Here is a 13,914-nt window from a genome sequence, read left to right as displayed (position 1 = left end):
GGCTTTGCAACGTCTAGCTTCGCATTGCAGGTCACAGCCCTGTTGCCGCGTCAGCGGCCCTGATCCTCATGAGGCGTTCTTTTCATATATCCCTCCGATAGGCTTTCATGCCCAGCATACGCTCGGCGTGAGCCTTTCGCGATTGCCCTGCGCGTATATCCAATCAAGGCGTCTTCTGCGTCTATGTGAAACTCCCTCGCTATCGAGTTCCGCGCGCGCGCAAGCGTCATCTTCACAAGACCAAGCGATTCCAGATAACGGACGTGAGGAGCGATCGCATTTTCCGTCAAGCCCGTTTCGCGGGCTAGCACCTGTCGAGTGACAGTTTCGTCGAACGCGCGCAGGCGAAGAATGACCGTGAACAGCCCTATACACTTCAGGGACTTTCCAGGCGTATCAGTTTTTTCGCGGCCGTATAAAATCAGGTCGAATGCTTTCTGCAGTTCGCTCATGGCGCAGGCATCTGTTCTTTTAACAGCTGTATCCATTAATCGCGTGGCTCCATCATCTCTACAGGACCTGCCCCTCCCACGAGAGGAGAGGGGAAGTTTCAAAGGGTCGGAGCTATACCGCCGAGAATACCGAGACATCGAAAGCGGGAGCCTGTGCCGGAACGAACGGTTCGAGCCTTCCCTGTTCGATCAGGTTGCTGCTGGAAAGATTGGCCCGTCTGCGCACGCCTTCCAAGGCCTCAACGGAGACCTCGAAATATGCCGGGACACACAGGACACTATCAATTTCGGCCGCATCCCCGATCACTTTGACCCGCCAACCGAAACGCTTCCACAATGGCAACCAGTAGATCTCCTGGATTCCGCCTATCTGCTCGATGCCCTGGTTCAAGCAATATTCCATGACGGCGGTGCAGAATTGCGCCTTGATCAAAAGACCGGCCTTCTCGCGGAACTCCGGGATGATGAACCCACGGGTCCACTCAGCGACGCGTTCATGGCGAAGAACGCCTGGCCGGGTGCAAAGATGCGGGAACACCTCGCTGAGCAGGTGCGGTTGCGTGGTTGGAACAAACCTTGACCCTGCAATAATTCGCCCATCCTCGATTCCTACGAGATGAACGGCATGCTCGGTATCGAACTGGTCGCGTTCCATTCCATCAGGCGATGTTTCACGCCACCCCTTTTCTTCCACGTAGATCTTGTGGCGAATTCGGAAAAGTTCATCCAGTTCAGTTGGATATAATGCGCTATTCGAAGAAGTAATGACATGAACCAACATCTGCGCGTCCTCTTGAAAGATGACGCAACTTTAGATGCCTCCACGATTCGCGAAAGTTCAGGTTCCTTATCTTGACAAGCTAGACCGAATTGATCAGGCCGAGCCGAATCGCCTGTGAAACGGTCTGCGGTCTATTTTTGACACCAAGGGTGTCTCGGATGCGGGCCAGTCGCTGTGTAACGGAGCCCTCGGTCATTCGCAGGATCGTCCCGATCTCCCAATCCGTCTTCCCGCGTGAAACCCACTGCAGAATTTCTTTCTCCCGGTCTGTTAACCGATGATCCGCTTGTTCGGCGCGTCGAAGCAGGTTGTTTGCCGTCATCGCACAATAAGAGGAGAGAAGATAAAGGTCGCCAATGTTCTCTTTTGCCAATCCACCCTTGTCGTCAGTTGCGAGTGAGATCACCGACTGCCAGGAATTTGGGTCGAACATCGGGAAAACGATGCCATCGCACAAGCGATACCTGTCCGCTTCCTGCTGGATCTCTTTGGTGCGCGCCGTCGCCTTCGTCTCTTCTCTTGCGGTTTTCCAGGTAAAGGGTTTCGACTGGGAAAGAGACCACCGACTGACGGGATCATCGGCGAAATAGTTAAGACCCTCGAATTGCTCGGTCCATCCCGGCGGCCACGCATTTTTGACGACATAATGCTTGACGTCGTCACCCACCGCTGGCAGCCCGGTGTAAATGTAAGAATGAAAGCCGCGTTTCGCGATGACCGTTCCAAAATCCGAAAACAGATTATCGACGCTCTTTTGATTGTCGCAGCGTTCCATAAATTCATAAATGTCATGATTTTTCACCGCAAATTCCCTTCCTACATCGCACAGCTCCCCGTGCCATTCTTACCTCAAATCTGCGCCATTAAAAGCTTCGAACGTGCATCAACTTTTCGAGATGCTCGCACTGGTTTGATTAGTGCTCGGAGATCTTCCCCCATCTGGGCTGGGGGGTGTAGCCAAGGCGTTGGAGAAGGGTACACAATATCCCCCTCAATTCGCTCATCTTGCGTTGCGCTTCCAGGAGCCGTTGGCAGGCGTCAGGTGGACAGTCACAGGTCGCCTGTCGATCGCACGCAGCCTGCAGGGCCTCAACCATGACCAGCTGATCGGCATACTTATCCATGGCCCGTAGTACATCGTCTTCAAGCTGGATCTGACTCAACCGCGTCCTCCTCGTCGAAAACGCCCGGCCAGTGGCCTTGGTTCAAGCCCACGATACTGTAAGGCCCTCCCGTGATCCCGCCAGTGCACTATGAAAGACGTATCGTAGAGAGCTCAATATGAGAAGATGAGCTTACTCAATCAAATTTATGTATCGCTGGTTGCGGTTGATTTTCAGCCGCAGCATCCTGAGCCCTTGACCGCAGTAACCTTTGGCCAACGACGCAGATTTTTTATGTTGTTGTTTTCTAAACCTTTTCAAGTTTTTTTTCTTGATTGACAGCCAATTTATCGTCGTCTAATCCGGGAACATTAGTTCTCTCCGGTTGTGCTCGTAAGAGTTCCCTGTGCTGTTTGATTGTTTACAACGGTGCAGGGCGCGAAAGGTGGGTCCGTGCATCCAAGTCGCTCTGGTGAATCCGAAAGGCGGTTGATCGCCAATCTCCGAGACGCCCTTGGCGATGTCATTGTTGCGGCCCTGAATGACTTGGCTGTGGTCGAGGTCATGCTCAATCCGGACGGCAAGTTGTTTGTCGAGCGTATCGGAGAAGGCATCAGACCTGCCGGGGACATGAATGCCCATGACGCAGAGGCCGTGATTGGCCGCGTGGCCCACGCACTCAGCACCGAGATCAACCGCGAGCGACCCATCATCTCGGGCGAACTTCCGCTTGGAGGACATCGGTTTGAGGGACTTTTACCACCCGCCGCGCCGGCGCCGATGTTCACCATCCGCAAGCGAGCATCGGTCCTGATATCGCTCGATCGCTATGTGGAGGATGGCATTCTCACCACGGCGCAGGTCGCCGTCATCCGAGACGCCATTGTCCAGCGTCTGAACATCGTGGTCTCTGGTGGCACGGGGACCGGCAAGACCACACTGACGAACGCAATTCTTCGCGAATTTGTCGATGTTACGCCCGAACATCGTTTAGTCATCCTCGAAGACACGGCCGAGATCCAGTGCGCGGCGAAGAACTACGTTATCCTGCACACCACTGATACCGTCGATATGAACCGCCTCTTGAAGTCGACAATGCGCTTGCGGCCGGATCGCATCATCGTTGGCGAGGTTCGTGATGGTGCAGCACTTACGCTCCTCAAAGCATGGAACACCGGACATCCGGGCGGTATCGCGACGGTACATGCGAACAATGCCAAAGCCGCCCTTACCCGTCTCGAACAGCTCGTCGCGGAAGTGAGTTCCCAGCCTATGCCCGAAGTCATCGGGGAAGCGGTCGATCTGATCGTCTCCATTGAACGCACCCCCAAAGGGCGCATCGTGCGCGAGATACTCAGGGTCGATGGGTTCCGGAACGGCACTTATCAAATCACCCCGGTTGGTAACCAACTCTGACAAACAGGGAAAACTTCATGTCGCGTAGAATGTTTACGTTGGTCGCCCTTGCGGCCATCTCGATGATGATGGCCGAACCGGCCTTTGCTGCCGGGGGAGGGGGTGGTCTGCCCTGGGAGGGACCGCTTCAACAGATCCAGCAGTCCATCACCGGCCCCGTCGCCATGGCAATCGCCCTGATCGCAGTCGCGGTCGCAGGTGGCATGCTCATCTTTGGTGGCGAGATCAACGACTTCGCGCGTCGTCTCGCCTACGTCGTTCTTGTCTGCGGTATCCTTCTTGGCGCGACACAGGTTGTCGGCCTGTTCGGCGGGGGAGGGGCGTCGATTGGCGTTCCTCTCGAGGCAACGCAGGACGTGACGCTGGACAGGGCGCATGGCTGAAGGGACGAGCCGTCTGGACAGGGTGCGAATTCATCGAGCTCTCTCACGGCCGGCCCTGCTGTTCGGGGCTGACCGCGAGCTGGTCCTGATGACCGGGCTGACTGCGGTCATCCTCATTTTCGTGGTTCTGACGCTCGTCTCCGCCGCGGTCGGCTTCATCATCTGGATTGTCGTCGTCGGTCTACTGCGCATGATGGCAAAGGCCGATCCACTCATGCGGCAGGTCTATCTCCGCCACATGAAGTACCGCTCCCACTACCGGCCAACCTCCAGCCCATGGAGGAAGCACTGAGTTATGGTTTCCCTCAAGAAATTTCGCCATACCGGCGCGTCCTTCTCCGACCTCGTGCCTTATGCCGGTCTCGTTGACAACGGCATCATGCTTCTTAAGGACGGCTCGCTGATGGCAGGCTGGTATTTTGCCGGTCCCGACAGCGAGAGCTCCACTGACTTTGAGCGCAACGAGGTATCGCGCGCCATCAACTCCGTTCTCGCGCGCCTCGGTACGGGCTGGATGATCCAGGTCGAAGCAGTGCGTGTACCTACGACCGAGTATCCGAGCAAGGATCGTTCCCATTTCCCTGACCGGGTAAGCCAGCTTATCGATGATGAGCGGCGTCAGCGGTTTGAAACGACTGAAGGCCATTTTGAGAGCCAGCACGCCGTCATCCTGACCTACCGTGAACCGGACACACGCAAATCCGGACTGGTCAAATACGTCTATGCGGACCCCGCATCTCGCGCCACGAGCAATGCCGATCGCATCCTTGAACATTTCAAAACCTCGATCCGCGAGTTCGAGCAGTACATGCAGAACGTCGTTTCGATCCGTCGCATGGTCACTCAGGAAGTCCCCGATCGCGGCGGCTATCGCGTAGCCAGATACGACGAACTTTTTCAGTTCGTCCGCTTTTGCCTTGTGGGCGAAAACCATCCGGTGCGGCTCCCCGAGATCCCGATGTATCTCGACTACATGGCAACCGCCGAGTTTCACCATGGTCTGTCGCCCATGGTCGATGGCCGATTCTGCCAAATCGTGGCGATCGACGGCTTTCCAGCCGAAAGCTGGCCGGGGATTTTGAACGTTCTCGATCTTATGCCGCTGACCTACCGGTGGTCCTCGCGCTTCATGTTCATGGACGAGATCGAGGCGACCCAGCGGCTGGAGCGAACCCGCAAGAAGTGGATCCAGAAAGTACGCCCCTTCACCGACCAGTTGTTCAAGACGAATAGCGGTTCGGTGAACCAGGACGCGCTTCTAATGGTCGGCGAGGCCGAGGACGCGATTGCTGCGGCAAATTCCCGGCTGGTTGCTTACGGCTACTACACACCGGTCATCGTCATGTTCGGTGAGGATGATGCCAAGCTGCGCCGCCAGGCCGAAAGCGTCCGCCGCCTCATCCAGTCGGAAGGCTTCGGCGCCCGCATCGAAAGCCTGAACGCGACAGAGGCATTCTTGGGCAGTCTGCCGGGGAACTGGTATGCCAACATCCGCGAACCGCTGATCCACACGCGCAATCTGGCGGATATGATACCGCTGAATTCGGTGTGGTCCGGAGAGCCGGTCAATCCAAATCCCTTCTATCCGGAAAATTCTCCGCCGCTTATGCTGGTGGCTTCCGGCTCGACGCCATTCCGGCTCAACCTGCATGTTGGCGACCTCGGACACACATTGATCTTCGGGCCGACCGGTTCGGGCAAATCGACACTGTTGGCGCTGATCGCAGCACAATTCCGGCGCTATCAGAACAGCCAGCTTTTCGCCTTCGACAAGGGCCGGTCTATGTATCCGCTCACGCGAGCCGTCGGTGGCGATTTCTATGATGTGGGCGCAAGCGAGAACCTTGCATTCTGCCCCTTACAGGATCTCGATACGGACGCCGACAAAGCATGGGCGGCGGAATGGCTCGAAACGCTCATCATCATGTCTGGCGAGACGGTGACGCCTGACCATCGCAATGCAATCGCGCATCAGCTCGACCTTATGTCGAAGTCGGAACGCCGCTCGATTTCCGATTTCGTGTCGGGCGTGCAGAAGAAGTCAATCAAGGAGGCGCTGCGCCACTACACGGTCGACGGTCCCATGGGCCATTTGCTCGACGCGGAACAGGACAACCTCAAGCTCTCCAATTTCCAGACCTTCGAAGTCGATGAACTCATGAACATGGGCGAGCGCAACCTTGTCCCGGTTCTGCTCTATCTGTTCCGGCGCATCGAAAAGCGCCTGACCGGCGCGCCCAGCCTTATCATTCTCGATGAAGCATGGATCATGCTCGGTCACCCTGCGTTCCGCGACAAGATCCGCGAATGGCTGAAAACCCTTCGTCGCGCAAATTGCGCGGTCGTGCTTGCCACGCAGTCGATCTCGGACGCGGACAAATCCGGCATCATGGACGTTCTCAAGGAATCCTGCCCGACCAAGATCTGCTTGCCGAACGGTGCGGCTCGCGAAACCGGGACCCGCGATTTCTACGAAAAGATCGGCTTCAACGATCGCCAGATCGAAATCATCGCCACCGCCACGCCCAAGCGTGAATATTACGTGGTCTCCCCCGATGGCCGCCGCCTGTTCGAAATGGGCCTCGGTCCTATCACCCTGTCCTTCGTCGGCGTCTCCGGCAAGCACGATCTCCAGCGGATCAGCGAACTTTACGACCACCACGGGGATGAGTGGCCGCGCCACTGGCTTCAATCAAGAGGAATCGAAAATGCTGCGTCGCTCTTTGCTTCGTAATGCCCTTGCCGGTTTGGTCCTCGCCGTCAGCCCAAGCGTCGTCTTCGCCGGCGCTGCAACGGGTGGGGCGACGGAATGGACCCAGCTTCTCAACAATGCCCAGCTTCTCGAACAGTCGGGGCAGGGGGTCGAACAGATCGCCAATCAGACACAGCAGATCGCCCACCAGGTCACGCAGATCCAGAACCAGCTCGACCAGTACCGGACGATGCTGCAGAACCTCGAAAAGCTGCCTGACACCATCTGGGGCCAGGCTCAGAAGGACCTCAATCGGCTTCGTCAACTGACCCAGCAGGGGGAGGGCATCGGCTTCTCGATGGCCAATCTCGACGACGTCCTGAAACAGCGCTTTCCGAGTTTCGAGCAGTTCGCCTCTGGGGTCCAGGGCGGACAGAACTTCTCTCAGCAATATGGGCAGTGGTCAAAGACCAACCGTGACACGATCGGCGGCACACTCGCTCAAGCCGGGATGACGGCGCAGCAGTTCGACACCGAACAAAGCACCATGAAGCAGTTGCAGGAGCAGTCGCAAACGTCCGTCGGCCAGATGCAGGCGCTACAGGTCGGCCACTCGATTGCCAGCCAGCAGGTCGAACAGATGCAGAAGTTGCGCGGCCTGATCGCCCAGCAATCGACGATGATGGGCACATGGTATCAGTCCGAGCAGACCGCCAAGGATCTCGCCCAGCATAAGCGGGAAAGCTTCTTCTCGAGTACCCCGCCGTCGACGTCGGGCGGCCAGAAAATGCAGCCGCGGTGGTAGTCGTATGGCACAGGTGAAACTTCCCATCGTCATCCTTGTCGCCCTTTTCTCCGCCGTGGCCGGCGGCGCGATTTCCTATGTCGCGATCCCCACTGCCGATCCGGAAATGAAGGCGTTGCTCTCAAGACAGGTCGCGCTTGCGGAAGAGGAAGCGGCGGCGCGGGCAGCCGCGGCCGAGCGCACGCGCAAACTGATGAACTCCAACCCGGATGATTATCCGACGACCGGCGGGCAAAAAATGGCCCCCCGTTGGTGATCTGAAAGGTTTTCCCATGCGTGCAGCACTGGTTTTGAGATTGGCGCCTTTCGCCATCGTCGCACTCGCCGCGGTGGAACCCGCCCTGGCAGCGGATGGATCGATCCTTACAAACCTGGAAAACAATGTCCGCTCGGCCACTCAAGGGTGGCAAGACACCGTCATGAATGCGGCAAGGTCACTGTTCTGGATCCTGGCGGGAATAGAATTTGGTATTGCCGCCGTGTGGTTCGCCATTGCAGCGCCATCGCTCGATACGTGGGTCGCAGAGCTGATACGGCGTATTATCTTCATCGGCTTTTTCCTGTTTGTCCTGCAGCAGGGACCCGACTTCGCGAAAGCTGTCGTCGACAGTCTGTTTCAGCTGGGGGCGAACGGCGGGACGGCTTCGCCAGCGGATGTCTTCAATGCCGGCATCAAGGTGGCGAGCACCCTGTCGGAAAAGGTCAAGTTCGGCATTTTCGAAGACAACGCAATGGCGATTGGCATCATCATCGCCATGATTGTCGTGGTGATCTCTTTCTCGCTCGTGGCCGCGATTTTCGTTTCGGTGCTGGTGGAGATGTATGTCGGCCTGCTCGCCGGCATGATCATGCTCGGACTCGGCGGGTCGAGCTTCACCAAGGACTTCGCGATCAAATATCTCGTCTATGCCTTCTCGGTGGGCATGAAGCTGATGGCGCTCGTGATGATCGCGCGCATCGGCTCGGAGATCCTGATCGGCCTTTCGAACGATGCCAACACTGGAGAAGAACTGCTTGCGAGCCTCGTCATCGCGGGCCTGTCCGTCGTCATCTTCATGATTGCGATCTACGTGCCGAATATCATCCAGGGCGTCGTACAGGGCGTGTCGGTCAGCAGCGGCATGGAAGCCATGAGATCCAGCGCACAGGTCACTGCTTTTGCGGCTTCGACGGTCGCGGGTGTCGGCGCTGGCGTCGCAGCGGCAGGTACTGCCAAGGCCGCCGGCGCTGGCATTCTGGGTCAGGCCTCCGCGGGCGTGAGGGCAGGCGGCTCGGCTTTAGCCGGAACGGCAGCAAAAGCCGCCATGGGTTCGCATGGCTCGGGCGCGGGCGGCCCATCGAGGTCGATGGGACTGCGCAACCACAAAACATCGAAATAGGCGGCATGGCTCGCAACTTGTCAGGAAACAGGATCAGGCCATGGCCAAAAAGCTGAAGCATTTCGACAACCCGTATCTGGCGGCGCGTCACGAATGGAATGAGCGCATGGGCGGCGCCAACCGCGCAGCCAGAGCATGGATGACCGTCGGATCGGTTTCGCTGGTGATGGCGACGGTGGGTTTCGGCTTCGCGCTCTATCAGGCCAGCCAGGTCAAGCTTGTCCCCTATATCGTGCAGGTCGACACGCTCGGAAATTCTGTTACGGGCGGGTTCCCGGCACAGATCGAATATGCCGACGAGCGCGTCGTTCGCAACATGCTCGGCCAGTTCGTTTATAACTTCCGATCGATCACGCCGGATAATGTGGTCCAGAAGGGCTATATCGACCGCACCTATGCGATGCTTCGGCGCACTGACCCCTCCACGGAAAAGGTCAACAACTGGTTCCGGAATAACTCGCCCTTCGATCGCGCCCGGACAGTGACGGTGTCCGTCGAGATCAACAACATCGTGGCCCTCTCCAACCAGTCGTACCAGATCGACTGGACTGAGATCGAGCGCGATCGGGCGGGCAAGGAACTGCGGACCCGGCGATGGCGCGGGATCGCCACCGTGACCCTGTCGCCGCCCCAGGACGAAGCTATCATTCGCCTCAACCCGATCGGTCTTTACCTCAAGGACTTCGATTGGACGGCCCAACTTTAAGACGCTCGCGGAGAGACTATGTTCAAATTGACGAAATTGCGTGCGAGCGTTGTGACCGCACTGGTCCTTTTGACTGCCGCGCCCACCCTGGGCGGTGCTGCCGACTACAACGCAAGCAAGGGCACCCGGCTTTCAGGCCAATGGCAGGACGCCGGCGCTGTCATGACACGCGGACCTGACGGACAGGTCATCTATCTGTTTGGCGAAACGCAGCCGACCGTCGTCTGCGCACCCTTGCAGCTTTGTGAGGTGCAGCTGCAGCCCGGAGAGGCCGTGCGCGATGTTCTCGTCGGTGACACTGTTCGATGGCAGGTTGAGCCCGCGTCGTCTGGTTCGCCGCAGGGACAGCGTATCAGCCTGATCGTCAAGCCTGCCGAAGCCGGTTTGAAGACTTCGATGGTCATTACGACGTCACGCCGGACCTATCATATCAATCTGCAGTCCGACGGCACACGCTATATGGCGCGCGTCGCCTTCAAATACCCCGAAGACGTTCGCCAGCAGCTAGCGGCGGTAAACCAGAAGATCTCGGATAGCATCATTCCGGGTGCTGGCATTCCAGCCGAAAACCTCCGTTTTGATTTTTCCATGCGCGGCTCCGCCCGCTGGAAACCAACCCGGATCTATACCGACGGGACGAAGACGTACATTCAGTTCCCCGGCCAAATGAGAAGTGGCGATGCCCCAGTCCTCTATGTCGTGTCCGGAGGACAGAACCAGATCGTCAACTACCGACTGAACAACAACATGATGGTGGTCGATTATCTAATCGATCGGGCCGTTCTGATTTCGGGCGTCGGTCGGCAGCAGCAGAAAATCACCATCAGCAGGAGGGGTTAATCCATGCAGGGAAACTCCACACTCGTACGCGTTCTCGCGATCGGTATCGTTTCTGCCTCGCTTGCGGCCTGCACGACGTCGGGCGGCTATTTCTCCCCTCAAACCAGCATGGATGCCGCTAATCTCCAGGCGCCGGCCGCCGATGCTGTTGCCGCCGACATGGTTGCCCGGCTTGCCGAACACGTCGGTCCGGGAACCGGTACCATTGTTCTCAAGACTGACAACACCGCATTCGCATCTGCGTTTGAGAAGCATTTGCGTGAATGGGGCTACGCGGTCGATGCGACCGCGACCGGCCCCAAAGCTATCGCGCTTGCCTATACCGTGGATTCGCTGGATGGCGACGTGATCGCGCGGGTTTCGACGCCGGGCGTCGAACTGGCCCGTCAATATCAGGCGACGAAGACAGGTGCAGTGGCCTCAAGCCCGCTTTCGGTCATGAAGCACGGCGAAACGTAAAGAGGGCAGGGGTATGAGTTCAATCGATCTTGGATCAGCTGAGGAGGATGATGAGCGGCCAAAAATCCGTCGGCTGAATCGCCTTCCGATCTTCTTCTTTATTGCACTGATCGTCATCCTCGTGGTCGTCGTGATCTGGGGCATGGCGCAACGCGGCCTGATCGGAAATCGTGGTGCCCAGCCGGAGCAATCGGTCGGCCAACCGGCGTCCGATTTTGCCGACGAGCTGAAGCGCAATATCGGTGACGGCGTCAACGAGCCTCAAAGGCAAGATCCGCTAATTATCACGCCCGGCGAGACACCGATGGAACTTCCGGAAGGCGTGAACCCATTCCAGCCGGGGTCGCGCCAACGGCCGACGACGCAGCAAGCGGAAACGCCCCTCGAGCCGGAAGCGGATTGGCGTGAACGCCTAAAGCGTGAGCATGAAGAGGCTCTGTTGCGCGAGCAGAACCGCCAGAGGCTGGCGGCGATGCAAGCACAGGCGAATGCTCGCAACAGTCCGATGGCCGTCGACATAGGGAAAGTCACTCAGCAACAGGGCATAGGCCAGCAAGGGCAGGGGCAGGCGAACGGCCTGACGAGCCCGAATGGCACGGCGGACCTTCTTTCCGCAGCCATGCGTGCGGCTGGCGCGGGGCCAGGCGGGATGGCCGATCCCAACAACCAGCAAGGCAAGATCTCGTTTCTGAACAAGGATATTGCCGATGCGGGCTATCTTCCCAACCAGATCGTACCGCAGCAATCGCCTTTCGAGCTAAAACGTGGTTCGGTGATCCCGGCGACATTGATCACCGGCATCAATTCAGACTTACCGGGGCGGATCACCGCGCAGGTGCGCCAGCACGTCTATGACAGCGCGACCGGCCACAGGCTTCTGATCCCGCAAGGGACGAAACTGTTTGGCCGGTACGATTCCGAAGTGTCCTATGGTCAGTCACGGGCCTTGGTTGTCTGGACCGACATCATTTTCCCAAACGGGTCGACACTTCAAATCGGCGGTATGGCTGGCGTCGATACCCAAGGGTACGGCGGGTTCAAGGACAAGGTGAAGAACCATTTCTGGCGGGTTTGGGGTTCGGCAATCCTGGTCGCCGCGATCGGAACCGGTGTCGACATGGCTTTGCCAGAGAGCAACAGTAACGCCTTCGGCGTCACGCAGAACGATCCGACGGATGCGGCCCGCCGCAACTTCGCGGAGACTTTCGGCCGGGTTGCTGACAGGACCATCGACAAGAACATGAATATCCAGCCGACGCTGGAAATTCGGCCGGGGTACCAGTTCAACATCCTCGTGGATCAGGACATTGTTCTCCCCGGCGCCTATCAAACCGGATATGTGGAGCGGTAAATGCCAATACTCTCGCGCAAGGGACTGCAACTCCCTGTCATCATCGGCGTGGCCGCTCTCTTGAGCGGTTGCGTGCTGCCCGAACGGCTCGACGCTACCATAGTCATGACCGGCTACCGGTATCACGCGGTCCTCGAGGGCAGGGTGGCCGAACCGCGTACCGTCGGTGCGCTGGCGAAGGGACAAGCCATCCCGCCAAACCACGAAGCGCAGATGAAAGCGCAAGAAGCTCCTGCACTGGCGCTCCCGGGTATGACCCGTTTCGCCTATGTCAGCCAAGGCCGGTACGACGTCGCCATGAAGGTCGACGGCGAACTCACAGAAGCCGCGCCGGTGGTCGGATTCCCCAACACCCGGGGCGGCAGCCACAATTTTCTGACCATCCGCCGCGAGGCCGATGGAACGATTGTGATTTCGTCGCCGGAAGTACCGGTAAATGCCTTGGCAGACCTGAACGCCGTGGGCCTTCAGGCCAGTGGGAAGATCAGCATCGAATTTGACGGAAAGGTGCTTGGGAGCAATGCCGATGATCAAACCAGACGCGGTTTACACGTCTGGAACCGCAAGGATTGGGAGGATCGAGTGCTACTGAAATTGGATCCTGACGGACGTTAGCTAGTGGATAAATCACGCCTCGGGGGCCGTCCGGATCGGTCGCCACCAGAACACTCCAGAGTGTAAAGCGTGCCTCCATCAGTCAGCATCCTCTGGCTATACGATTTCGACCGTGCGCATAATTGGCACGCGTCCTCGAACGAGGCGGCGCCGTCCTTGCGAGACCAACGCCGAAAGTGCTCGACAGAAGTAATGCTTCAACCGGATGCTTCGTGATAGGACGCGATCTCATTGAAGGCGTGGGAGGCAGATAGACAGTAGTTCGATCTTAAACTTTACCCCCCGGCTGACATTGGGTGGCATGTCAACGCTGAGCTCTGGCAATTTTTATCGGGTTCAATGTGGGTACGTGGGTGAGACTCCCCGCGCCCGCAGTCACCGCCACTACATATGGATCTCAATAAGGCTTGGTTGCTACTCTCCCATTTTCCATTTGCCCCAGATGCTCGACCATCCGCATCAAGTCTCTCGTTGTCCGGTGGGGCAGCTTGAGAACGAGCGCCACAAGTCTGAACCTATCTTCAGCCTCTTCATCAGTGGAGCCCCACAGGTGGGGCGCGGCTTCATATAACATTTCGACCGGAGATAGACCAAGCAGTTCGCAGACGTGAAGGAGTCTCGTGACATGAATCTTCGAAAATGCGCGCTCGTATCTGCTGTACACAGGGACGGACAGGCCAAGTAGAGGAGCAAATTCCGCCCGCGTTAATCCTGCCTGTTCGCGCATCTTCCGCAAGAATGCAGACAGCTTTCTTTCCATTTCCCCCATTGAGGGAACTTGACCTCCATTAGCCGATATCGCCATTCGATAATGCGGCTTTTCAATTTCGGGGTCGAGGCTTCTTACCAATCCTCTTCCCGTCTTCAAGCTGTCTATCTCTTTGTCCACAAGTCCGATCCTAATTCTGACGCGTGCCGCCCCTCGCGATAAC

At 57.8% G+C, this 13,914-nt stretch carries 16 protein-coding genes; 12 read left to right on the top strand and 4 right to left on the bottom strand.

Going from position 1 to position 13,914, the window contains the following annotated elements:
* Positions 1–50: 50 nt before the first annotated feature.
* The 3 genes from AVI_RS23475 to AVI_RS23465 all read right to left on the bottom strand — a co-directional run bounded on the left by AVI_RS23475 (position 51) and on the right by AVI_RS23465 (position 2,035).
* Positions 51–488: a hypothetical protein gene (locus AVI_RS23475; RefSeq protein ID WP_041699219.1), complete on the bottom strand. Its 438-nt coding sequence runs from the start codon at positions 486–488 to the stop codon at positions 51–53.
* Between the two features lie 76 nt (positions 489–564).
* Complete coding sequence (locus tag AVI_RS23470; RefSeq protein WP_012655122.1) at positions 565–1,233, bottom strand: acyl-homoserine-lactone synthase; 669 nt, start codon at positions 1,231–1,233, stop codon at positions 565–567.
* A 79-nt stretch (positions 1,234–1,312) separates the two neighbouring features.
* Positions 1,313–2,035: a helix-turn-helix transcriptional regulator gene (locus tag AVI_RS23465; protein WP_012655121.1), complete on the bottom strand. Its 723-nt coding sequence runs from the start codon at positions 2,033–2,035 to the stop codon at positions 1,313–1,315.
* A gap of 754 nt (positions 2,036–2,789) precedes the next feature.
* On the opposite strand from AVI_RS23465, the gene trbB reads away from it, so the two are divergent.
* From trbB to AVI_RS23400, 12 genes are read left to right on the top strand one after another with little or no spacing between them, the layout of a single operon-like run.
* A complete protein-coding gene (trbB, locus tag AVI_RS23455; protein ID WP_012655120.1) occupies positions 2,790–3,752 on the top strand; it encodes a P-type conjugative transfer ATPase TrbB in 963 nt (320 codons plus the stop codon).
* Positions 3,753–3,769: 17 nt separating this feature from the next.
* Positions 3,770–4,135 carry a TrbC/VirB2 family protein gene (locus tag AVI_RS23450; protein ID WP_012655119.1) on the top strand — a complete coding sequence of 122 codons (366 nt, stop codon included), beginning with the start codon at positions 3,770–3,772 and terminating at the stop codon, positions 4,133–4,135.
* Positions 4,128–4,427, top strand: a complete 300-nt coding sequence (locus tag AVI_RS23445) for a conjugal transfer protein TrbD (protein WP_012655118.1) — start codon at positions 4,128–4,130, stop codon at positions 4,425–4,427. Before AVI_RS23450 ends, AVI_RS23445 begins: the two co-directional genes overlap by 8 nt.
* Before the next feature lie 3 nt (positions 4,428–4,430).
* Complete coding sequence (locus AVI_RS23440; RefSeq protein ID WP_041699214.1) at positions 4,431–6,869, top strand: conjugal transfer protein TrbE; 2,439 nt, start codon at positions 4,431–4,433, stop codon at positions 6,867–6,869.
* The gene (trbJ, locus tag AVI_RS23435; RefSeq protein WP_012655116.1) at positions 6,844–7,632 is read left to right on the top strand and encodes a P-type conjugative transfer protein TrbJ; all 789 of its coding nucleotides are present in this window, start codon (positions 6,844–6,846) and stop codon (positions 7,630–7,632) included. Before AVI_RS23440 ends, trbJ begins: the two co-directional genes overlap by 26 nt.
* 4 nt (positions 7,633–7,636) lie before the next feature.
* Positions 7,637–7,888, top strand: a complete 252-nt coding sequence (locus AVI_RS23430; protein WP_041699212.1) for a TrbJ/VirB5 family protein — start codon at positions 7,637–7,639, stop codon at positions 7,886–7,888.
* A 16-nt stretch (positions 7,889–7,904) separates the two neighbouring features.
* Positions 7,905–9,011 (top strand): P-type conjugative transfer protein TrbL, encoded by a 1,107-nt coding sequence (trbL, locus tag AVI_RS23425; protein WP_012655115.1) that lies wholly within the window; start codon positions 7,905–7,907, stop codon positions 9,009–9,011.
* A gap of 40 nt (positions 9,012–9,051) precedes the next feature.
* Positions 9,052–9,717, top strand: coding sequence for a conjugal transfer protein TrbF (gene trbF, locus AVI_RS23420; RefSeq protein WP_012655114.1), 666 nt, complete (start codon positions 9,052–9,054; stop codon positions 9,715–9,717).
* Between the two features lie 18 nt (positions 9,718–9,735).
* The gene (gene trbG / locus AVI_RS23415) at positions 9,736–10,557 is read left to right on the top strand and encodes a P-type conjugative transfer protein TrbG (RefSeq protein WP_012655113.1); all 822 of its coding nucleotides are present in this window, start codon (positions 9,736–9,738) and stop codon (positions 10,555–10,557) included.
* A gap of 3 nt (positions 10,558–10,560) precedes the next feature.
* Positions 10,561–11,016, top strand: a complete 456-nt coding sequence (gene trbH, locus AVI_RS23410) for a conjugal transfer protein TrbH (RefSeq protein WP_012655112.1) — start codon at positions 10,561–10,563, stop codon at positions 11,014–11,016.
* A 13-nt stretch (positions 11,017–11,029) separates the two neighbouring features.
* A complete protein-coding gene (gene trbI / locus AVI_RS23405; protein WP_012655111.1) occupies positions 11,030–12,367 on the top strand; it encodes an IncP-type conjugal transfer protein TrbI in 1,338 nt (445 codons plus the stop codon).
* The gene (locus tag AVI_RS23400) at positions 12,368–12,982 is read left to right on the top strand and encodes a hypothetical protein (RefSeq protein ID WP_012655110.1); all 615 of its coding nucleotides are present in this window, start codon (positions 12,368–12,370) and stop codon (positions 12,980–12,982) included. It abuts the gene before it with no gap.
* Positions 12,983–13,379: 397 nt separating this feature from the next.
* On the opposite strand, the gene AVI_RS23395 is transcribed toward AVI_RS23400, so the two are convergent.
* Complete coding sequence (locus AVI_RS23395; RefSeq protein ID WP_012655109.1) at positions 13,380–13,871, bottom strand: helix-turn-helix domain-containing protein; 492 nt, start codon at positions 13,869–13,871, stop codon at positions 13,380–13,382.
* Between the last annotated feature and the right edge of the window lie 43 nt (positions 13,872–13,914).

The organism is Allorhizobium ampelinum S4 (assembly GCF_000016285.1).
Taxonomy (GTDB): Bacteria; Pseudomonadota; Alphaproteobacteria; order Rhizobiales; family Rhizobiaceae; genus Allorhizobium; species Allorhizobium ampelinum.
This window is presented reverse-complemented; position numbering and strand designations above follow the sequence as displayed.

What these genes read in the sequence shown, in the direction of transcription:
- trbG (WP_012655113.1), top strand. Translation starts at nt 9,736, where the DNA reads ATGTTCAAATTGACGAAATTGCGTGCGAGCGTTGTGACCGCACTGGTC.
- AVI_RS23445 (WP_012655118.1), top strand. Translation starts at nt 4,128, where the DNA reads ATGGCTGAAGGGACGAGCCGTCTGGACAGGGTGCGAATTCATCGAGCT.
- AVI_RS23440 (WP_041699214.1), top strand. Translation starts at nt 4,431, where the DNA reads ATGGTTTCCCTCAAGAAATTTCGCCATACCGGCGCGTCCTTCTCCGAC.
- trbF (WP_012655114.1), top strand. Translation starts at nt 9,052, where the DNA reads ATGGCCAAAAAGCTGAAGCATTTCGACAACCCGTATCTGGCGGCGCGT.
- trbL (WP_012655115.1), top strand. Translation starts at nt 7,905, where the DNA reads ATGCGTGCAGCACTGGTTTTGAGATTGGCGCCTTTCGCCATCGTCGCA.
- AVI_RS23450 (WP_012655119.1), top strand. Translation starts at nt 3,770, where the DNA reads ATGTCGCGTAGAATGTTTACGTTGGTCGCCCTTGCGGCCATCTCGATG.
- trbJ (WP_012655116.1), top strand. Translation starts at nt 6,844, where the DNA reads ATGCTGCGTCGCTCTTTGCTTCGTAATGCCCTTGCCGGTTTGGTCCTC.
- trbI (WP_012655111.1), top strand. Translation starts at nt 11,030, where the DNA reads ATGAGTTCAATCGATCTTGGATCAGCTGAGGAGGATGATGAGCGGCCA.
- AVI_RS23430 (WP_041699212.1), top strand. Translation starts at nt 7,637, where the DNA reads ATGGCACAGGTGAAACTTCCCATCGTCATCCTTGTCGCCCTTTTCTCC.
- trbH (WP_012655112.1), top strand. Translation starts at nt 10,561, where the DNA reads ATGCAGGGAAACTCCACACTCGTACGCGTTCTCGCGATCGGTATCGTT.
- AVI_RS23470 (WP_012655122.1), bottom strand. Translation starts at nt 1,233, where the DNA reads ATGTTGGTTCATGTCATTACTTCTTCGAATAGCGCATTATATCCAACT.
- AVI_RS23400 (WP_012655110.1), top strand. Translation starts at nt 12,368, where the DNA reads ATGCCAATACTCTCGCGCAAGGGACTGCAACTCCCTGTCATCATCGGC.
- AVI_RS23475 (WP_041699219.1), bottom strand. Translation starts at nt 488, where the DNA reads ATGGATACAGCTGTTAAAAGAACAGATGCCTGCGCCATGAGCGAACTG.